A 22,576-nucleotide genomic window follows, 5' to 3' on the forward strand; every position below is an offset into this window, starting at 1 on the left:
TTAATATTTAGGTCCTCTTTCAAAATTATATACTCTTGGTCTTATAGTATTTATACCTTTAAAATTTATTTGAAAATCGGTTCCTCCTTGGCCTGCGTACCATTTACCGACAACTGTAGCAGCGTTTCTAAAAGGACTATCCATAAATTTTCCATGTTGTTCAAAATTATAAGTGTCAGATAATATAGTTACCTTATTATTTCCAAGATATTTAACTGTAATATTTCCTAATACTCTACCATCACTTGATTTTATTAAAGTTTGAACATTATACGTTTTTCCTTTAATCCAGCCTTTTGTATCAACAAAATCTAAATCTATTTTTTTTGCATCTAATGTTACAGCTTGTCCCTTTCCTTTTCTATACCAATTGTTTGCTTCACCTAAGTCCATTTTTCCATCGCCATCTAAATCCCAAGATTCTTTCTTCTGCTGTGGTTCTTTTTGAGTGAATTCATTCCCAATTTTATGCATCCCATGATTAAACCCAGCAACAAAGCCACCAATTACAACTCCTTGCCAGAAGTTTCCTCCAGTAAGCTCAGAACCTACGCCACCTAAAATAGCACCAGAAGCAATCGTTCCTACTGCGCTGCTAGCAAATTTACCAGCAACAGCACTAAATGCCGATGCACCGTAGCTACCCAAAAGACCTGAAACAAAAGCGCTTTCAAAACCTTGTCCCTGTACTAAGGATATGATTCCCTGTGCTAAAGCATGTGCTGTTCCCTGTACTAAAATAGTTCCCAATTTCCCAAGCTCTGTTGCAATTTGGGTAGCAGTACCAGCCGAGGTGACAAATACAGTTCCTATGCCATAGGTAACAGCCGCAGAGGCAGCACCAAATAAGGTAGATTTAAAGAACTGTCCTAAATCCCAATTTTGCCCACTAATCGAAGTCATAATCGTATAGCTGAATGATGCTACCATAGCTCCGATAATCACTGCTGACAAGAATGCAGATTCAACGATCCATTCTCCACTCGGGTCGTTAAACATCAATGGATTATTGAACACATACCCATACTTATTGTAATTTTGGGTATTATAAGGATCCTGTATATTTTCATCTGCATTTAAGAACCTTCTTAATAACGGATCATACAGTCTCCCGTTCATGTGGATAATGCCTACTTCTGCAAAATGTTCATGTGAAGTGTAACCTCTTTCTACTAATAACGAAGTGCTATCAATTATATTTTTATCGGTAATTATGGCTCCATTTCCTATTTGTAAATGTGTGAAGTTACCCCATGCATCAAAATGTCTCTGCTCCAGCTTGTTTCCAGCTTCATCACTGATCGCTAAGATACTGCCAATATAATCTTTGTGCAAGAATTTATAAGAACCTCCCGTTTCATTATAATTTTTAAGATAGATGATATTGCTTTCATAAGGATTTCCTCCGATATACAGGATATGCTTTTCTTTTCCGGTTGTATTATCTCTTACAATTTCATAGCTTCCATCCTCACTATAGAACTTGGTGAATTTCCCATCTCCGTCAATGCTGAAGTTACCTCCATACGTCACTCTTTGTCTCATGCTGGTCAAGCCATACTGGATGGCAACATCTCCTTTCATTCCATCAATGAAAACAGGGTCATTATTTTCATTATAAATAATACTTTGGATTAGGTCATTGTTATAATTCTGAGTTCCTGCTGCATTTAATGTCATTCCTGTTGACTGATAAATTTTAGCCGAATTTTCATACTTCATCGTTCCCACCTGATCGTTTTCCATGATCCTTCCTTTCACATCATAAATATTTCTGTTTGAAGAAGGTTTAATACCTGTTACAGGATTCGTCCAGTTGATGAGTCGGTTGTTGTCGTCATAATCAAAGGATTCTACAATATTGAAATCTCCTCCCGTTGTTCTACTATTCAATTCATTTTTTATGGCATTAAATGAATAGGAAAGTTGTAAAATACTTGGCTTAACAGCTGATGAATGATTGACGTTTGTTAAGAATCCATTTGTATCATAAGTATTGTTGATATCTGCTGCTCCCAGCTTTGCTTTTAAGGCTTGTCCTTTGGCATTGGTTTCCTTAAGTTCCCACAGGCTCTTACCTGTTATTTTGTCTTTTATTTGTGTAAGTTCTCCATTCCAAGCACTGTACACATTTTCAATCTGAACCTTGGTAAGAACACCAGAAGAATAGAGTTGCTTCTCATAAGAAATTACCCTTGCTTTATCATCATAAGTAATTCCTTTCTGGATAAAGTATTTACCATTGCTACTTTCTGAAGATGAGAGTACTCTTCCCTGTGGATCGTAGGAAATGTTTGAGCTGTAAGCTTTTCCTTTGGAAGTTCCCCCTTTTGAAATTATTCTACCTTTATTATCATAAGCATAAGAGATTATCTTATTGGTTGCCTGCCCTCCATCTGTCGTAGAAATTTCTTTTTGAGAAATTAATTGCCCTAAAGTATTATAAGTATATTCTTTCGTTCCTTTTGGACTTATTGTTTTCTTTGGCTGTCCGAAACCATCATATTCATATTTATATAATCCATTGGAAGGATCATTGAACTCTGATTTTCTTCCCCAAGAATCATATTTTGTGGTGACAATATTTTCTGCATACTGAGCTTTAATCTGTTCTCCGGCTGCATTATAGGTGAAATTAATCGTTCCTCCTTTGTCTGTTGAAGAAACTGCCTTTCCTAAAGCATCAGTGGTTTTTGACGTTGTTCTTCCGTATCCATTCAATTCTTTAATAGTTGTAGTAAGTCCGGAAATAGAAGTCTCCATTTTCTTTCCATTGAATGCTGTAGCCGTTGCTTTGGCAGGGAATACAGAATCATCATAAGCAATGAGATTCCACTGAGAAGCACTTTGTCCTTCAAAATAAGGTTCTGATTCTTTAATTTTCCTTCCTAAAACATCATACTGAGTCTCTTGGGAAACATATTGTCCTTGTCCGAATGCTTTGGTAGAAGACTTGTATTCCTGTCCTAGTTTATTGGTATATTTCTTTGAAATATCTCCATCAGAGTCGTATTGAATAACAGTAATATTTGCATTATCGTCTCTTTTATATTCATAAGTGCTTGTTCCTCCTAAGTTGGTTTTAGAAGTCAATAGTTTTCCCCAAGTATCATAAGTATTGATAAGGGTATTTCCTAAAGGATCGGTTTGTTTTTTTATTTGTCCCCAATCATTGTATTCAATATTAGTTTCTAATCCTAAATTATCTGTTTTTTGTATTACAAATCTACCTTTGGGATCATACAAAGTGCTATTGGTTTGGGTTTGGGAATCTACACTATTGCTGGTCGTTTTTCCGGTGATATTTCCAAAACCATCATAATTATAAGTTTCCAGCAAATATCCTGTATTATCCCTATTCCACGTTTTCTGTGTTTTTAAAAGATTATGTTCATACGTGTATTCTTCTTTTACCGATTTTGTATCACCATAAGCCTGAGTAGCATCCGTTTTAGTTTTCAGACGACCTATGTAATAATCTGCTCCTATTCCCGAAGGATTATGGATATATTCAAATGTAGATGTAGTAATTCCATATCCATTATTGACATTGGAAATACTTTGGTTGGGTAAATAGTAGTCTCCATAGGTAATATTTCCTGTTGTAATGGTTCCGGTTAAAAAGTCTTTGGATATTGTACTTTTTGGAACAAGAGCTGTTATCACCTTTGGTTTATCGGTATCAGCGATTACCCCTGTTACGATTTGTCCGTTTAATAATTTATCGGTCTGATAAATTGTAGATTTAAAGCTTAAAAGCTGCGTATTATTCTCTGAAATATCTGCCGGGAAGATATTGTTTTCATTATTGGTTCTGATGCTCCATTCTTTTATTGTTGTGCCATCATTTAATGGATCCATTTCAATTCCTGACCATATCTTGGTATTTTCAAAGCCATCAGCATACCATGAAGAACGTGAGGACTGACGGAAGCCGATCATTCCTTTGCCTTGCAAATGGCTTAAGAATCCTCTGTATCTGAAGTCCTGCTTCCTGCCTTCTTGTTTAAGCTGGGATACAACAAAAGATAATGGAATCTGTTCTAATTCAAAATAAGGGAACAACTCTTTTTTTACCGGCTTGTAGAAGTTTGTATCAGCATTAGAATTAAGTTCTTGATAAGAAACTTCAGTTGTAATATCACTCTGTTTAATAAATTTGATTCTTGCTAATGAAGGGGTGTATGAATATCCATATTGAGTAACATAATTGTAAGGACAGCCAATTACGCCTGAGCAGTCATCAGGCTTTCCTATTGATATAATTTGCTGATTCGTTTTGTTTAAACTTAATGTTCCGAAAGGAATAACTTTTTGGGCATATTCTCTACTCCAATCCCTAACTCTATAAAAATTTAAATCTCCATTGGTTTGAATAGGTGAACTTTGTAAAAAAGCACTGTCTCCTCCTGCGCTTGAATAGAAAGCTTTGGCAAAATTTGCAGTATTGTCCGTTGTTGTCTTATTAACTGAATAAACGAAAGTACGCAAAACCGTTTTCTCTTCATCATGATGCTGACTCCATTCATGATTTGTCATAAATACATAACTAACAATAATATCTGATTTGCCATCTGCATCTAAGTCTGCAACATTGTATTGAAAATATCTGCTATCTGAATATGAACAACCTCCTCCTGATTCCCATACATGATGACTTGTTTCCTTTAATACTTCTGTCCCGGAGCTATAGTAGATAAAATTATTAATATAAGATTGGTTAAACTTCTTTCCATCCGAAAGAAATAGATTCCAGTTATAAGACTTATTAGCTTGAGGAACTAAAGCATCTACTTTATTGTCTCCATTAAAGTCACCATATAGAGTGCCAGAAGATATACCTTCAAGTTTCTGTCCGGAAAATTCTCCAATATTTACTTTCGCATAAGTTCCAGCAGTTTGTTTACGGAAATTATAGACACCAGTAATAGTACCATCAAATTTTATTTGTACAATATCTTGTATACCATCTCCATTTAAATCAATATAGTGGTTGTCTTTGTTAGGGTCTCCTGAAGTATTAATACTAACTCCTTGATCATATTTGTAAATACTATTGCTAACATCTGTATTTTCATCAATATCCATGATAAATGATGAGTAGTATGTGAAATTATCTACAGTGCCACCATCGGGAGGAATAATATAATTAGGAGAATTTTCTGATTCCATTTCAGCAAGAATATCGCTTCCATATTCTACATTTGAAGAATTAATGGAAGGATGCAGAAGAGATGGTGTTTCACTGATGGGATTTATACTGCTGCTAGAAATGGAATTTGGTTCTAGTGGCGGGCTTGTGCAGCGGTTTCGTTTGCCAAATCCTATCATTAGTTCGGAAATACCATCTCCATCATAATCATAGCTGTCTAAATAGTTTACACTTAGTTGTGATGTTTCTATACATTCAGTGCCTCCACTTAATTCTCCTCCAGGATTGTATATATTATATGGTATTAATTTTGAGAATTCTAGTTTAAAATTTAGACCAGAAACGTCTATTGAATATACCAGAAGCTCATAGTTGGGTTTCTTAGGATCTGAAGTTGCTACTTTATGTGGTATTACAACACCTAATTTATTTTTCACATAGCCATCTTTCTTAAAAGTTATAGTTGCTGCTTTTGCAAATTCACTTGATGTAAACCGATTAAGCTCATATTTTAACGGCATAATTGGCACGTCTTTATAGACTGAATTCCTGAAGTTAATAACCCCTACCTGCACAGAACCGGCAGTTCCAGGGGTAGGAATATATTCAAGATAGTCAGTAATACCATCCATGTCAAAATCACCATATTTTTTTGTATTTGTATTTGCAATATTGTTTTCCTTAGTTGTTTCCTCATTGCTTGCTTGATAAGGTTCGTATTCTATGGTAATTGGATTAGCATATTGATCATTGGAATTGTATTCCGTTACTTTGTTTACAAACTGATAGTTTGTTCCATTATCTGCATAGGTAATTGCATATCTTTTAAATTGGTTTCCATTAGTTTTTACAATAATCTCTTTTAATAGTTTATTTTGTATAAACTTAACGCCATTTAAATAATTTATTTCTTTTAAAAATCTTTCATTAAAATAATTAAATTCAATTTTATTGAAATGTGGCTTAGTTATCTTTTCATTTCCTCCCCATTCTATAGAAGAGATTAAACTAACATTGGTTGATACTGCTTGAGAATAGTTATAAGTGATATAATTTCCATTTATATCTTTCCATTTTACAATATTATAATCAACAGGAGTGATTGATGTGCTGCTACTTGATGTTATAGCTCCATACCATGCCTGGGTTCCGTCTTCAAAAGTGACTTCCCAATATTCAGGTCCTTTCCATAATTGTCCTGTAATTGCTCCAAATGATTTTATCTTGATATTGGAATATTTCTCCGTCACATATTCTGCGCCGTCTTTACCATATTCGCCTGACTTAAGAATCAATCGCTGTCCATTAAAACTATAATAATCAGAATAATCCAATTGTATTCCTTTTACTTCTCCATCCTTTTCAATATTCCTGCCAACTCTTGAGATTGTCGTAACCCCGGAAAGATTCCAAGAATATCCTGCAATCCCATTAGAAGAACCGCTGGTATACACTAAATTAACCTGAGGTGCTACACTTTTCACTCCCGGGGGTAAAGCAATAGGTAAAGTAAACTGTAATTGCCCAGCTCCGTTAACCTCAATATTACCCTTGGTATCATGAAAATTCTTTCCATCCGGGGCTGTTGTTCCCGATGGATTAGTTGCCCCCGCATTTGAATCTGTGGGTCCTCCGCCGGGATTCTCTGTAGCAGGTCCAATTTTGGCTACAAAAGGATTTCAAATAGTTGCTTTAGCCTGAAATCCTTGAGCAAGTACTACTACTTGTGGATCCTGAATGGTTCTTGAGGTACTTTCCGCCTGATACAGTATGGTCTGTGAAAAGCCCAATACTGAACATAAAGACAGTATGAATGATGAAAATAGTTGTATTTTCTTAGCGTAAAGTTTCATGATTCTTATCGTTTGGTGATGTTTTTACTGAAAATTCTGCCATCTTTTAGCGTAAAGCGTACAACATATACTCCCCAGTCATACCCAATCATATTGATTTTGATCTGACGATTTAAGCCTGGAATATTCTGCTGCTGGAATTTCCAATGAACAGTACTGTGTTGATACAATGCAACGGATTCTATTAATCCATCTACTTCCTCTGTCCAGTCTATGGTAAGATAATCATTAACAGGAACCGGATACAGGCGTATTTGTTTCAGGAAAGCTTTTTCATCAATAACAGGAACTTCTCTGGTAGTGGTTGCTACTTTTGACTCTTTTGAAACAATTTCTTCGGCTTTTTTAGCCGCAGCATCGATTCCTCTGTATCTCTGGTTTCCAGCTTCATCATATTTGAAATAAACTTCGGTCTGGGAAAAGCCGAAGAACCCTATCATCAGCGATGATAGTGAGAGTAATTTTCTTTTCATTTGTGGTTATTTTTTTGTTGATAATAATTTCTGAACCTGCTGCTCGAGCTTTTCAATTTTAGCAGATTGGACTTTTAAATCTTCATTTTCATCCTTAAGATGTTTCAGCTGTTCTGCCTGTTGCTTTATTTGTTTATTCTGATCAATTGAGTACAATGTAAGTTCTTCTATTTTTTGTAATAGTTTAATTTGAAATTCTCCCACGTTTACACCTTCTTTTTCCATAACCTTTGCAGAAGCAATTTCAGGAAGATGTTTCTTTTCTTTGATATGTTTTTCAACTTCTTCTAATTTTGGGAGATCGTATTTTTCATCAAATACAAAATCAGCAGTAGGAGTTAGGGTTACTTTTAATTCTTTGGCTTCAAACTTTCCTTGTAATGAAGTATTGCCATTGGGCATAATGGCCATTTGCACTTTCTTGTTTGTAATAAAATTAATTGCTCCAAAATCTGGGGATGGAGTATCATTTTCAATATTAAAGTCACCATAAGTTCCATATCTGAAGCCATTACCTGCGTATGTAGAATTTACTTCCAGATTAGCAGTAGTACTATTATATGTTAAACCGACTATAGCACTACCCCCGGTTGGCCCGGAGGATGTAAACTTTCCTAAAACCAAATTCTGGTTATTTATATTATCCTGAGCTACATGCAATTTGGCATCGGGACTTATAACTCCTATCCCCACATTCCCATTAGGCTTAATTCGAACAACCTCAATACTATTAGATTTCAAAACTAACGGTTGATTATCTGTAGTTCCAATAAAATTATTGGATGGATTAGTCCCTGAATTCCCTGTGATATTCCAGCTTTGTGCGAAAGTAAATGATGAAACTAGAAGTGCAATCGAAAATAATTGTGTTTTCATAATTATTAATTAAAATTTGTTTTTTGTAAAGCTATAGCCGCAAGGCGACAATTGGTGTCGTGTTAATAATAATTTTATTATCAATTGGTAAATGTCCCTGACGAATTTTTAATTCGCAAATTTATAAAAATATGTTATTTATTTTAAGAATTATTTTATATATTAATATTTTTTAATAGAAACTATTTGGTATTGTATTTTATTTAATAAATATTTCTTTTTGTTGTTTTTTTATTGTTATAATTATCTATATGGTGATTTTTTTTAGCTCCAGTTTATTTGATAGAATAAACTGGAGCTAAAAATTATACTTTTTATGAGCGAGTTATATAGCAAGAGTTCTCAATTTTAGAAAAAATCTCTACCTTTGTAACAATGAACCTCTTAAGATGGATACTGGCAATTTACTTCATGGCGCTATCATTGATGCCATGTGAAGACACGTCTCATCCGTTGAATATAGGTGATAATAAGATTTCATTAAGTATTAATGGAGTTCATTCTACAGAAAAAGGAGATATCTGTTCTCCGCTCTGTGCATGCAGTTGTTGTCAGATGACGGTTTCTGCGTTTAAAATGGATCCTTTGTTGGAAATTCCTGAGCAGATACCTGCTTATTTTTCAAAGAAAATCTTATTCCATAAAAACGACTTTGCTTACCAGATTTACGATCCTATCTGGCAGCCTCCTAAAATTTAATTTTAATTGACTTTTAGAAAGTTAAACTTTCTAATGCTTAAATGTGCTTGAAACTTTGCAATACCATTGCAGAGGTTTTCAGGATATTTTTGCTGCAGTATTTTATGCTGTATGCATTCACTTTTCAATAAAAATTAAATATCAATCGTGTTAGATAAAATCATAAAATTCAGTATCAAAAATAAAGTTATCATTGGGTTGATGACTCTGATACTGATTATCTGGGGAACGTGGAGTGCCACCAGATTACCAATAGATGCTGTACCGGATATCACCAACAATCAGGTGCAAATCATTACCGTATGTCCTACATTGGCGGGGCAGGAAGTGGAACAGTTGGTTACCTTTCCTATTGAACAGAGCATTGCCAATGTTCCCGATATTCAGGAAACAAGAAGTATTTCAAGATTCGGACTGTCTGTGATTACAGTGGTATTCAAAGAAAATGTAGATGTTTACTTTGCAAGACAGCTCATTAATGAACAGCTGAAAAATGCAGTGGAAGAGATTCCAAAAGGAGTAGGAACTCCCGAGTTAGCTCCTGTAAGTACAGGTCTTGGAGAAGTATATCAGTACATTCTTCACCCTAAAAAAGGGAGCGAGAAGAAATACGATGCCAAAGAACTCAGAACCATGCAGGACTGGATCGTTCGTAGACAACTGAACGGAACTCCCGGAGTTGCGGAGATCAACAGTTTTGGTGGGGAATTAAAACAGTATGAAGTGGCCATTGATCCCAACCGTTTAAAAGCAATGGGAACAAGCATCACGGAAATATTTACTGCCCTTGAAAAAAACAATCAGAATACAGGAGGAGCTTATATTGATAAAAAGCCCAATGCCTATTTTATCCGCGGAATTGGCCTGGTTACCTCTTTGGAAGATATTAAAAACATTGCAGTTAAAAACGAAACCGGAAGCGTTCCGATTTTTATAAAAGACGTTGCTGATGTTCGTTTAGGAAGCGCCGTTCGTTATGGGGCATTGACGTATGACGGGAAAGTAGATGCTGTAGGTGGAGTCGTGATGATGCTCAAAGGAGCAAACAGTAATGAAGTGGTCAGCAATATCAAAGCAAAAATTCCAACCATTCAGAAATCTCTTCCCGATGATGTCATTATAGAACCGTTTCTGGATAGAACAGACCTGGTAGACAGAGCCATCAATACCGTACAGAAAAACCTCATCGAAGGAGCATTGATCGTTATTTTCGTTCTAGTAATTTTCTTGGGAAATCTGAGAGCTGGACTTATCGTTGCTTCGGCCATTCCACTTTCTTTACTGTTTGCATTGGGAATGATGAATGTTTTCGGAGTAAGTGCGAATCTGATGAGCCTTGGAGCCATAGACTTCGGATTGATTGTGGATGGAGCAGTTATCATTGTAGAAGCTACATTACACCATTTAGGAGTAAGGAAATCTGTCCGTGCCCTGACGCAGTCGGAAATGGATGAAGAAGTTTTCCTTTCCGCATCAAAGATCAGAAGCAGTGCTGCTTTCGGAGAAATCATCATCCTTATCGTATACATCCCAATTCTTACCCTGGCAGGTGTAGAAGGTAAAATGTTTACCCCAATGGCAAAAACAGTAGGATTCGCTATTCTGGGAGCTTTGATTTTATCCCTGACCTATATTCCGATGATGAGCGCCTTGTTTTTATCTAAGAAAATATCACACAAAGAAACTTTTTCTGATAAAATGATGAACCGCCTTCAAAAGATATATCAGCCATTATTACAGAAAGCTATCAAAGTAAAATATATAATTGTTTCTGCTACAGCTGTTGTTTTTCTGATTTCCGCTTTTATTTTTAAAAATATGGGTGGTGAATTTATTCCGCAGCTGCAGGAAGGAGATTTTGCATTTCACTGTATTTTACCACAGGGGAGTTCACTCAGTCAGAGTATAGAAACTTCTATGCAGGCATCAAGATTGATCAAACAGTTTGATGAGGTGAAAATGGTAGTCGGGAAAACTGGTTCTGCTGAGGTTCCTACAGATCCCATGCCTCCTGAAGCTACTGATATGATTGTGGTATTGAAACCACAAAGTGAATGGAAAACCAAAAAATCATACAATGAGCTAGCCGATGAGATCAGCGAAAAATTAGAAACGATTCCTGGAGTTTTTTTTGAGAAAAATCAACCTATTCAGATGCGTTTCAATGAGCTGATGACCGGGATCAGACAGGATGTAGCAGTAAAAATATTTGGAGAAAACCTGGATTCTTTAACGATATATGCAGATAAGGTTGGAAAAATCATTCAGACAGTGGATGGAGCGACAGCCCCACAGATTGAAAGAGTCAGTGGTCTTCCGCAGATTAATGTTCAGTATGACAGAACGAGAATTGCCAATTATGGATTGAATATTGAAGATGTTAACAATGCAGTAAGTACAGCCTTTGCAGGAAAAGCTGCCGGACAGGTTTTTGAGAATGAAAGACGTTTTGATCTGGTCGTCCGCCTGGACAGTCTTCACAGAACGGATATTTCAGATGTGAATAACCTGATGATTACTTCCAATACAGGAACCCAGATTCCATTATCACAGGTGGCTAATATTAGTTATAAATTAGGACCCGCACAGATCAGCCGTGAACAGGGAAAACGTAGAATCGTTATTGGATTCAACGTAAAAGATCGTGATGTGGAAAGTGTGGTGAAAGATATTCAGGCAAAACTTAATAAAGTGAAACTTCCTTCAGGATATTACTTTACTTACGGAGGTCAGTTTGAAAATCTACAGGAAGCAAGCAAACGTCTGATGATAGCCGTTCCGGTGTCATTGCTTCTTATTTTTATGCTCTTGTATTTTACCTTCCGCTCGTTCAAACAGGCTGCATTGATTTTTACAGCGATTCCTATGAGTGCCATTGGCGGTGTATTTGCGCTTTTAGTGAGAGATATGCCGTTCAGTATCAGTGCCGGGATCGGATTTATTGCTCTTTTTGGAGTGGCAGTTCTTAACGGAATTGTTTTGATAGGAACATTCAACCAATTGGAAAAAGATGGTGAAACCGATATCCTGAAAAGAGTATTTGAAGGAACAAAAACGAGATTAAGACCTGTATTAATGACAGCTACAGTAGCTTCATTAGGATTTTTGCCAATGGCTATTTCCACCGGAGCGGGAGCAGAAGTACAGAAACCTTTAGCTACAGTAGTGATTGGTGGGCTGGTAACTGCAACATTCCTTACGCTGTTCGTTTTGCCAATGCTGTATATCATTTTTAACACAAAGATTTTGAAAAGAAAAAATAATAACGCGGGAACAATTACTGCTGTTCTTGTTTTAGGCTTCATGATGTTGGGACAGACTTTTAAAGCACAGTCCAGACCGATTTCTGTAGAACAGGCGGTAGAGCAGGCCGTGAATAATAATTTAACCTTGCAGTCAAAAGACTTAAGCATTAAGTCCGCTGAAGCATTAGGAGCAACTGCGAAAGAACTCCCGAAATTAAGCTTTGAAGCCCAGCTTGGACAGTACAACAGTCCAAAGTTTGATCAGTCGTTTGCTATCTCACAAAGTATTCCTTTTCCAACGCTTTTTAAAGCAAGAAAAGACTTAATCAATGAGAATATTAAAAGCAAGCAGATAGATAAGGAAATTACAGCCAATGAGCTGATAAAACAGGTGCGTACCTATTATTATCAGATTGAATATCTTCAGTATAATAAAGCTCAGCTGACCAGTCTGGATAAATACTATGAAGAATTCATCAGAATTGCAACCGTCAGATTCAAAGCAGGTGATATCAAAAAGATTGAAATCAGTACTGCGGAAACCCAAAAAGGAGAAATTGATCTGCTGCTCAGACAGAATGAAGTCTATTTGAATAATGCTTATAAGAATTTAAAGACTCTTATGAACACTTCAGAAGATCTTGAAGTTCCATTTAACAAAGATTATGCTCCTTTAAAAGCAGAAAATGTACTCGACAGTGCAGTAGTTGCCAACAATCCTACGGTAAAAGCTTTTTATCAGGAAATGGAGATTGCAGAAAAAAACAAGAAAATTGAAAAGTCTCTTGGACTGCCTGATTTTAGTTTAGGATATACCAACCAATCTTTGATAGGTCTTCATACCATCAATGGACAGGAGAATTTTTATAACTCAGGGAAACGTTTTCAGTCGGCAACAGTAGGAGTGGCTATTCCATTGACATTTGGGGCAACAAAAGCGAGAATTCAGGCATTGGAATATGAAAAGCAAGTAGCTGAAACCAATGCTAAAATGCAGAAGCAGCAGCTTGCTGCCCAGTTGGAGAATGTTTTCAGCCAGTATCAGCAGGACTTACAACAGTATGATTACTATACAAGTCAGGCACTGCCGAACGCAGAGAAAATTGTAAAAGCAGCTCAGCTTGGATATAAAACAGGAGAGATTTCTTATGTGGAATATCTTTTTGCGCTGCAGACTGCTACAAATATCCAGTTGAAATATCTGGAATCTATCCAGCAGGTGAACCAATCTGTAGTTACTATTAATTCAATTATAAACAAATAATATGAAAACGCTGTTAATAAAACTTTCTCCCAGACAAATGAAAACAATGGTACACAGCATTAGACAAAATACATTTTTACTTATGAAACTCAAATATAATATCATCCCTCTTATCCTGATCTCAATCTTACTAACAAGCTGTGGAAAAAAAGAAGCTTCGGAAGAAAAAGCTCCTGAAAAAACAGAACAGAAAGAGCAGGCTCATGAAGAAGCTCCACAAACAATAGCTTCACTCACAGAAGAGCAGATGAAGTCTGTAGGAGTTGCTTTGGGAACCGTAGAAATGAAAGAGCTGACATCCACTATAAAAGCCAACGGTTTGCTGAGTGTACCCAACAGTAATAAAGCAACCATCACTTCTTTATACGGAGGGATCATCAAAACCATCAATATTCAGGTAGGAAGTATCGTGAAAAAAGGGCAGGTCATTGCAACCATCGCCAACCCTGAATATATCCAACTTCAGGAAGATTATCTGACCACAAACAGCAGAATAACCTATGCGGAACAGGAATACAGAAGACAGAAAGAACTTTTTAATAATGATGCAGGTGCCAAGAAAAACCTTCAGAGCGCCGATGCTGAGCTTAAAACCTTAAGAACAAAAAGAGCGTCCTTGTTAAAACAGCTTCAGATGATGGGAATAAGCCCTGGAAAGGTAAGTAACGGAAATATGAAATCCGGTTTGGTTATCACAGCACCCATCAGTGGGACAATCAGTAGTATCACCGCACAGATCGGAAGTTATGTAGATATTTCTTCGCCCGTTGCAACGGTGATTGATAATGGTTCCATTCATCTCGATCTTCAGGTGTTTGAAAAAGACCTCCCTAAAATGAGAGTAGGGCAGATTGTTCATTTTAAACTGACCAACAATCCGGAAACCGAATATGATGCAAGAATTTATAGCATAGGATCTTCTTTTGAAAACGAAAGTAAAACCATCTCCATGCACTGTGAAGTGATCGGGAACAAATCTGGACTGATTGACGGAATGAATATCACCGGAATTGTAAGCCTTGATAAAAGTACAACTCCTGCAGTTCCTACTGAGGCCATTGTGGAAGCCGATGGGAAATACTACGTGTTTATTCAAACCGATAAAAAAGTGGAAGAAGAGCACGAAGAAAAAGGAAAACCACATCCGAAAACCTTAAACTTTGAAAAAATAGAAATAGTGAAAGGAACATCTGATATGGGATATACCGCGATAACTCCGGTTGGAAATATTCCTGACAATGCAAAAATAGTAGTGAAAGGAGCATTTTTCGTGAATGCAAAACTGGTCAATTCAGGAGAACACGAACATTAATGAAAGCATCCGGAATCAGTAGGATATCGATTTTTATCCTTAAATTAGAGCTGTTTACGTAATTTTTATTGAATAAAAACGGTTGGAAGAAACTAAAGATAACCTCACCGAATTTTAATAAATAACCTGATTATGTTATTAAACAAAAAAATATCAGTCTGGTATTTCATCCGTGAAATAAAAACCCAAATTCTGTTCATCGGAATATTTGCCATAGCCATCGGCCTTTTGGACGAACTGCCATGGTTTCGCAAAATCTCATTGCCTTTGAATATTCCTGCATTGCTGGGAACAGCAGTATCATTGCTGCTGGCTTTCCGTACTTCCCAGTCCTACGAAAGATGGTGGGAAGCCAGAACAGTTTGGGGAGCCATCGTAAATGATTCCCGGACCTTTGTAAGGCTGATTATCCAGTTTATACCTGCAGGAGATGATAAAACAATAAAAGATTTTGCCGAAAGACAGATCATCTGGACCTATGCACTTGGAGAATCTTTGAGAAAGCTGCCGTTTTCTGAAAAAGTTCAGCAATATTTGGATAAACATCAGATCAAAGCAGCCAATATTCCCAACGCAATTCTGGACGGACATTCCAGACAGCTGAAAGAAATTGCAGTTTCTAAAGGATTGACCGATTTCCAACAGATGCAGCTGAATGACATCATCACAAGGCTATGTGACAGTATGGGAAAATGTGAAAGGCTGAAGAATACGGTTTTCCCACGTTCTTACAGTGTTTTAGTTCATATTCTGATCTATGTTTTTGCGGCTATTCTTCCTTTTGGACTTGATGATTCGCAGCTGTTGGTAGAAATTGCGATTACTTTCCTAGTTCCGGTGACATTCATTGCGATTGAAAAAACATCCATCATCATGCAGGACCCGTTTGAAAATGGTCCTGTAGATACTCCGATGACTTCTCTGGCGCAGACCATAGAGATCAATATCAGACAGATGATTGGTGAACAGAATGTTCCTCCTAAAAAAGAAAATACATCTTATTATGAAATGTAATTAAACCATACACACAATATGGAAAGCACAACAACACAAACTGTTTCTGCAGGAAGCAGACATAAAAAGAGCCTCCTGATTGTACTCTGCCTTAGCGGAACCTATCTCATTGCTGAGGTAATAGGAGGAATAGTAACCAACAGTCTTGCGCTATTGGCCGATGCAGCTCATATGCTGACCGATGTTGTAGGATTGTTATTGGCATTTATTGCCATCAAAATAGGAGAAAGAAAAGCAGATCCCTCCAGAACATACGGATATTATAGAACAGAAATACTGGCAGCAGTAATTAATGCAGTGGTTTTACTGGGAATTTCGATCTATGTTTTGTTTGAAGCCTATCAGCGGTTTCAGAATCCGCCTGAAGTACAAAGTAAATCAATGCTGATTGTAGCAGGAATAGGCTTGATCGTTAATATTGTTGGAATGATGATTCTGCGAAAAGACTCGGAAGGCAGTCTCAATATGAAAGGCGCTTACTTTGAAGTACTTTCGGATATGCTTACCTCTGTAGGAGTAATGATTGCAGGAGTGATTATGCTCACGACAGGCTGGTATTACGCCGATCCGTTGATTTCAGCTGCAATTGGACTGTTGATCTTCCCAAGAACATGGAAACTGCTGAAAGAAGCCGTTAATGTTCTGCTCGAAGGAACTCCTAAAGATGTGGATATTCATGAACTTCGTCAATCATTGGAGAAAACTCCCGGAGTGAAAGGTGTTCATGATCTGCACGTGTGGTCACTTACCTCCAGTGTCAATGCGATGAGTGCTCATGTAGTAAAAGAGGGCGGATATTCTCAGAATCAATTATTAAAAATATTGACAGATACTACTGTGAATAACTTTAAAATCAGCCATACAACTTTTCAGATAGAAGAGGAAGGCTATGAAGAAAATGAAGTCCATCTGTAAAAATTTAAAAGCTTACAATGAAAAAAGATATAGAACACAAACTCATTGATAAAAATACCAAACCTACCAGCATGAGGATTTTGGTGTATGATTTTTTAAGCTCTCAGGAAGCGGCTTTATCCCTTTCTGAAATAGAAAATCATTTTGATAATGCTGACAGAATCACCATCTACAGAACATTGAAAACCTTTGAAGAAAAAGGAATTGTTCACAGCATTCAGGAAAATACAACCACGAAATACAAATTATGTGAAGACGATTGTGATGAAAAAACACATAAAGACTGGCATCTGCATTTCTACTGTAAAATATGCAAACAAACCACCTGCAAAGAAGATATTTCTTTCCCGGAAAACATCCAGACCAATTTCAGAATTGATGAAATACGATTGTTTGCCAAAGGAATCTGCGAAAACTGTCTTGAAAATTTGCAATAGCATTGCATCAGTCTCATCTTTACATTTGTATAAAAATATTCAGTTATGGAAAAATGCTGTAGTACAACCCCCGAAAAACCAGATACAAAAGGACACAAACATCATCATGCAGAAGGAGATGGGCATGACCACTCTCACGACTCCGGAGATCAGACGGTCTTTCAGATGTTTCTTCCGGCTATTATATCCTTTATTATCTTATTATTGGGAATTGCCTTTGATAACTATATAAAACCCACATGGTTTACAGGCTGGGTACGTTTAGTGTGGTTCCTGGCAGCTTATATTCCTGTAGGATTCCCGGTATTGAAAGATGCCTATAAAAGTATCATCAAGGGAGATGTGTTTTCAGAATTCTTTCTGATGGGCATCGCAACTATTGGAGCTTTTGCCATCGGAGAATACCCTGAAGGAGTAGCGGTAATGCTGTTTTATGCGGTAGGAGAGGTATTTCAGTCTATGGCAGTTACCCGCGCTAAAGGAAACATAAAAGCATTGTTGGATCAGCGCCCTGATGAGGTAACAATTATGGAAAATAATCAGCCAAAGACGATGAAGGCTAAAGAAGCGAAAATTGGAGACATCATTCAGCTGAAACCCGGTGAAAAACTGGCGCTGGATGGGGAGCTGCTTTCAGATTCAGCTTCATTCAATACGGCTGCTTTAACAGGAGAAAGTAAACCTGATACTAAAAATAAAGGCGAAGTGGTTCTTGCCGGGATGATCAATATGAACAGTATTGCTCTGGTAAAAGTAAATACAGCCTATGAAGACAGTAAACTGAGTAAAATTCTGGAACTCGTTCAGAATGCTACAGCTCAAAAAGCCCCTACAGAATTATTTATCAGAAAATTTGCTAAAGTATATACCCCAATTGTTGTATTTCTTGCCATAGGAATCTGTTTACTGCCATATTTCTTTGTGAGCGACTATCAGTTCAGAGACTGGCTGTACAGAGCATTGATATTCCTTGTAATATCTTGTCCTTGTGCCCTTGTTATCTCAATTCCATTAGGATATTTCGGAGGAATTGGTGCGGCAAGCCGGAACGGTATTTTATTCAAAGGAAGTAATTTCCTGGACAGCATTGCAGAGATTAAGAATGTAGTGATGGATAAAACCGGAACCATGACGGAAGGTGTATTCAAAGTTCAGGAAGTAAGCATGAGCGCTGAATTTAATAAAGAAGAAATCCTTCAGATGGTCAATGTTCTGGAAAGTAAAAGTACCCACCCGGTTGCAACAGCCATTCACAATTATGTAGGAGATATCAATCATTCTATACCTTTAGAAAATGTAGAAGAAATTGCAGGTTATGGGTTAAAGGCAATTGTTAATAGAAAAGAGCTTCTGGTAGGGAACTTTAAGCTGCTGGATAAGTTCAATATCAGTTATGATCTTAACCATGCGAACATTGTTTATACGGTAATTGCAGTGGCTTATGATAAAAAGTTTGCAGGATATATTACCATTGCAGACAGTATAAAAGAAGACGCCAAAGAAACAGTAGACAACTTGCATAAAATGAACGTAAAGGCTACAATGCTGAGCGGTGATAAGGATACCGTGGTTAAATATGTAGCAGATCAGCTGGGAATTGACAATGCATTCGGAGACCTTTTGCCTGAAGATAAAGTAAATAAGGTTAAAGAAATCAAAGCCAGAAATCAAAGCGTCGCTTTCGTAGGTGACGGAGTGAATGATGCACCTGTAGTTGCTTTAAGTGATGTAGGAATTGCGATGGGAGGTTTAGGAAGTGATGCAACCATTGAAACAGCTGATGTTGTGATTCAGGATGACAAACCAAGTAAAATCCCAATGGCCATCAATATTGGAAAACAAACGAAAAAGATAGTTTGGCAGAATATCATCCTTGCTTTTGCTGTAAAAGCCGTTGTTCTGATTCTGGGAGCCGGAGGGCTGGCAACGATGTGGGAAGCCGTGTTTGCCGATGTAGGAGTGGCATTGCTGGCTATTTTGAATGCAGTGAGAATTCAGAGAATGAAATTTTAAGAAGCAAATAATAAACACAACTAAATTATATTCAATCAAGGCTCTGCTGGTTTCAGTAGAGCTTTGTTTTAAAAAAATATACACCATGTTTATCATTCCGTAGGAATCTCAAAAAAATTACCACTATCAATAAGATTTGCTTAATCACCCTAATCTGTGAGATAAAATCTTTGCTCCTTAAAACAGTAGGTATTTAAAAAAAGTGTTGTGTCTTCGCAATTCCAACAAAATAAGAAAAAGCTCTGCTAAAAAAATCAGCAAAGCTTTTATCAACAAGATTAAATTGTATATAAAGAACTAAATTTTTTTTAGGTCTAAAGTTTCACTCAAAGTTCGGGATAATATTATTCCGGTGACAGGCACAGTTTTGTAAATTTTGTGGGTAACAGTATGCAATCACAATGACATTCATCATAAATCATCCAGAAAACAGTTTTGAAGTAGTATATTTGTAACAGAGAACAAAATCGTTGAGGTTATTCATTTCCATATTCATCATTTTTACCGTTGCAGTACGTCCCGTTTTGCCATTGGTAAACTATGCTGTGAACTATGATTATATTGTAAAAAACCTTTGTGAGAACAGAAACGTACCACAGTCAACCTGTAAGGGAAAATGCTACGTGGAAAAAGAACTTGCAAAAACAGAAAAACAGTCCAATAGTTCCCAAACAGTAAAGATTGCAGGATTAGATGTTTTTATTTCTCATGATATCCTTTCATTCTCCTCTCATTTGAATTCGGAGTCACTTTCCGAAATTCCCGATTCAAGTTACTTTAATTCTCATTCTTCAGAATACTTTTCCAGGATATTCCATCCTCCGTTAGCTTGATTTTTATTATAAACTATATTTTTAGTTGATGATATAAAAGTACTTAAAGCTTTATTAACGAGCCTTAAAGATATATTCTCAAATTAAAATGAACAATTGTAAGCAGTTAGAAATACACTGATTCTTTTTGAGGAATTCTGTGTTTTTCAGACTTCCACATTGTGTCATAACTTTATTTAACATTATTAATTTCAATTTAACATTAAAATGAAATCTCCAATTATTTTGATCGCTATGCTGTCAATATCATTACTGTCGTGTGCCAAAGAAACGCCTAAGGTAAAGCATGCAAGCCACATGGACTCTTCCGGAAAGAAGATAGAAAATGTACAGGTAGTGAATGAAGAAGATCCTATCTGCCACATGAAAACGGACGGCGCTCTTAAAGATACAGCCGTATATAAAAATAAAACGTATGGTTTTTGCAGTGTTTACTGCAAAGATGAATTCAAAAAAAGTCCCGAGAAATATGCCCAAAAATAAGAAGACCAATAACAAAAGTAAAGTGATTATACCGATCGCATTATTTGCATTGCTTTTCCTGGGAATAGGAGTAGGAATGGGGTATTTTAAAAAAAACCTTTATACCGTGATGAAAGTTCCCGATTTTGAACTGACGGATCAGAACAGCAAAAGAATTACCAATAAGGATATGCTGGGAAAGGTATATCTGGTAGAATTTTTCTTCAGCAAATGCCCTACAATATGTCCGGTGATGAATACCAATATGAAGGCTATTCAGAATCAGATCAATGACCCCAACTTCGGAATCATCTCCATCAGTATTGATCCGGAAAACGATACTCCATCGGCATTGAAAGAACATGCTGAAAGAATAGGCGCAAAATCTCCGAACTGGCATTTCCTGACCGGTGACCGTACCTATATTGGTGATCTCGCGGATAAATTTAATATCTATGTAGGTGATAAAGAAGATGAAGGAGAAAGCCTGAATCACAGCGGAATGATTGCTCTGGTAGATCAGGACGGAAATATCAGATGCAGATACAATAAAGAAAATATGCCCATCCTGTACTATTCAGGATTAAATTATGAAGATCCGGAAGGTAAAACACCTATGCTGACGGGTAAATATCACCCAGACAGAGAAATCCTGATTGAGGATATTAAGAAATTATTGAAATAAGAAAGAGGGAAGCTGGGTGCTTGAAGCTGGAAGTTCTTCCAGCCTCGATCTTCCATCTTCCTGCTTAACACAAAAAACATTGTTCAACCATAAACAAAAACATTATGAAGATTTTGAAAATAGCTGCTCTAAGTGCAGTTTTCGCAGCCCAGTTTACACTGGCTCAGTTTAAGCAGACGGCTCTGCCATATGCTTATAATGCTTTGGAGGGAAATATTGATGCCCAAACTATGGAAATTCATTATTCAAAGCATGGTGCGGCTTATGCAGCTAATTTAAATAAAGCCATTGCAGGAACTCCGCAGGAAAAAGAAACTTTGTTTCAGATTCTTTCCAATGTCTCAAAACTGCCTGCTGCAGTGAGAAATAATGCAGGAGGACACTACAACCACGAACTGTTCTGGACTGTTCTTACTCCTCAGAAAAACACGCAGCCTTCTGCAAAATTAGCAAAAGCTATCACTGAAACTTTCGGAAGTATGGATGCTTTTAAAGAAAAAATGAGCAAAGCAGGGGCAGACCGTTTCGGATCAGGATGGGCATGGCTATCTGTGGATAAAAACGGAAAGCTATTTGTTTCCTCTACTCCTAACCAGGACAATCCTTTGATGGATGTTGTGGAAGAGAAAGGAACTCCTATCTTCGGAATTGATGTGTGGGAACATGCTTATTATTTAAAATATCAGAATAAGAGAGCAGATTATCTTACCGCTATCTGGAACGTTACCAACTGGAAAGAGATCAGCAGAAGATATGACGAAGCTTTAAGCAAGAAATAGTCTGATGAAATTATTTTACAGCATACTTTTTACTTTTTATATGGTGCTAAGACCTTTGGTGCCATTGGTAGAGTATGCTGTAAATTATGATTATATTGTTAAAGTTCTCTGTATAAATAAAAGCAGACCGGAGATTCACTGTAACGGAAAATGTTACCTGAGTAAAGAGCTGGCAAAAACCAATGATTCGGAATCTTCACCCTTTCAGAAAATAAAAAACTCAGGACAGAAAATCCTTGATACCTATATCCTGCCTGAAACAGCAGAGATCATAACTACTGAAAAATGCACGTTTTTCAATTTTAACTTTACCTACGAAACAGCTTATTCTTTTCTGTTTCTTACTTATATTTTCAAACCACCGGCTTTTTAAGTTAAACTATCACTATTTAATCACAGAAGTCACAAAAGCTTACATCAATTAAAAATCAAATATTTTTAAAAGCTTGAGTGTTCTTATCATGTATAAAACTTATCACTTTAATAACTTAAGTGTGAGAATTTTTGTGCCTTTTGTGGTAAAAAAAGAATGTTTTTACATTCAAAAATTATAATTCAACTTAA

The 22,576-nt window shown here is 36.7% G+C and carries 16 protein-coding genes; 12 read left to right on the forward strand and 4 right to left on the reverse strand.

The features are described 5' to 3' along the window. The 4 genes from KIK00_RS17255 to KIK00_RS17270 all read right to left on the reverse strand — a co-directional run bounded on the left by KIK00_RS17255 (position 1) and on the right by KIK00_RS17270 (position 8,354). Positions 1 to 6,636 (reverse strand): RHS repeat-associated core domain-containing protein, encoded by a 6,636-nt coding sequence (locus KIK00_RS17255; RefSeq protein ID WP_255813597.1) that lies wholly within the window; start codon positions 6,634 to 6,636, stop codon positions 1 to 3. Positions 6,637 to 6,831: 195 nt separating this feature from the next. Then, entirely contained in the window at positions 6,832 to 7,005 is a 174-nt protein-coding gene (locus tag KIK00_RS17260) for a hypothetical protein (protein WP_255813598.1), read from the reverse strand. A 5-nt stretch (positions 7,006 to 7,010) separates the two neighbouring features. Beyond that, a complete protein-coding gene (locus KIK00_RS17265; RefSeq protein ID WP_255813599.1) occupies positions 7,011 to 7,478 on the reverse strand; it encodes a hypothetical protein in 468 nt (155 codons plus the stop codon). 6 nt (positions 7,479 to 7,484) lie between these two features. Continuing rightward, positions 7,485 to 8,354: a cell wall anchor protein gene (locus KIK00_RS17270; protein ID WP_255813600.1), complete on the reverse strand. Its 870-nt coding sequence runs from the start codon at positions 8,352 to 8,354 to the stop codon at positions 7,485 to 7,487. A gap of 375 nt (positions 8,355 to 8,729) precedes the next feature. Here KIK00_RS17270 and KIK00_RS17275 point away from each other — a divergent pair, with 375 nt between their 5' ends. From KIK00_RS17275 to KIK00_RS17330, 12 genes are all read left to right on the forward strand, one after another. Beyond that, entirely contained in the window at positions 8,730 to 9,053 is a 324-nt protein-coding gene (locus tag KIK00_RS17275) for a DUF6660 family protein (RefSeq protein ID WP_255813601.1), read from the forward strand. Positions 9,054 to 9,200: 147 nt separating this feature from the next. After that, on the forward strand, positions 9,201 to 13,562 hold the full coding sequence (locus tag KIK00_RS17280; protein ID WP_255813602.1) for a CusA/CzcA family heavy metal efflux RND transporter: 4,362 nt from the start codon (positions 9,201 to 9,203) through the stop codon (positions 13,560 to 13,562). 82 nt (positions 13,563 to 13,644) lie between these two features. Beyond that, the gene (locus KIK00_RS17285; RefSeq protein WP_255813604.1) at positions 13,645 to 14,874 is read left to right on the forward strand and encodes an efflux RND transporter periplasmic adaptor subunit; all 1,230 of its coding nucleotides are present in this window, start codon (positions 13,645 to 13,647) and stop codon (positions 14,872 to 14,874) included. 132 nt (positions 14,875 to 15,006) lie between these two features. Then, entirely contained in the window at positions 15,007 to 15,888 is an 882-nt protein-coding gene (locus tag KIK00_RS17290) for a bestrophin family protein (RefSeq protein ID WP_255813606.1), read from the forward strand. Between the two features lie 18 nt (positions 15,889 to 15,906). Beyond that, positions 15,907 to 16,803, forward strand: coding sequence for a cation diffusion facilitator family transporter (locus KIK00_RS17295; protein WP_255813608.1), 897 nt, complete (start codon positions 15,907 to 15,909; stop codon positions 16,801 to 16,803). 17 nt (positions 16,804 to 16,820) lie between these two features. Further along, positions 16,821 to 17,240, forward strand: a complete 420-nt coding sequence (locus tag KIK00_RS17300; protein WP_121486359.1) for a Fur family transcriptional regulator — start codon at positions 16,821 to 16,823, stop codon at positions 17,238 to 17,240. A gap of 45 nt (positions 17,241 to 17,285) precedes the next feature. Beyond that, complete coding sequence (locus tag KIK00_RS17305) at positions 17,286 to 19,253, forward strand: heavy metal translocating P-type ATPase (protein WP_255813610.1); 1,968 nt, start codon at positions 17,286 to 17,288, stop codon at positions 19,251 to 19,253. 470 nt (positions 19,254 to 19,723) lie between these two features. Further along, positions 19,724 to 20,086 carry a hypothetical protein gene (locus KIK00_RS17310; protein WP_255813611.1) on the forward strand — a complete coding sequence of 121 codons (363 nt, stop codon included), beginning with the start codon at positions 19,724 to 19,726 and terminating at the stop codon, positions 20,084 to 20,086. A 207-nt stretch (positions 20,087 to 20,293) separates the two neighbouring features. After that, the gene (locus KIK00_RS17315) at positions 20,294 to 20,569 is read left to right on the forward strand and encodes a YHS domain-containing protein (RefSeq protein WP_255813612.1); all 276 of its coding nucleotides are present in this window, start codon (positions 20,294 to 20,296) and stop codon (positions 20,567 to 20,569) included. Beyond that, a complete protein-coding gene (locus KIK00_RS17320; protein WP_255813613.1) occupies positions 20,556 to 21,233 on the forward strand; it encodes an SCO family protein in 678 nt (225 codons plus the stop codon). Before KIK00_RS17315 ends, KIK00_RS17320 begins: the two co-directional genes overlap by 14 nt. A gap of 104 nt (positions 21,234 to 21,337) precedes the next feature. Beyond that, positions 21,338 to 22,012, forward strand: coding sequence for a superoxide dismutase (locus KIK00_RS17325; RefSeq protein ID WP_304664981.1), 675 nt, complete (start codon positions 21,338 to 21,340; stop codon positions 22,010 to 22,012). Positions 22,013 to 22,016: 4 nt separating this feature from the next. Beyond that, entirely contained in the window at positions 22,017 to 22,385 is a 369-nt protein-coding gene (locus KIK00_RS17330) for a hypothetical protein (protein ID WP_255813614.1), read from the forward strand. The last annotated feature ends 191 nt before the right edge of the window (positions 22,386 to 22,576 follow it).

The sequence above is a fragment of the Chryseobacterium sp. MA9 genome (genome assembly GCF_024399315.1).
Classification (GTDB): Bacteria; Bacteroidota; Bacteroidia; order Flavobacteriales; family Weeksellaceae; genus Chryseobacterium.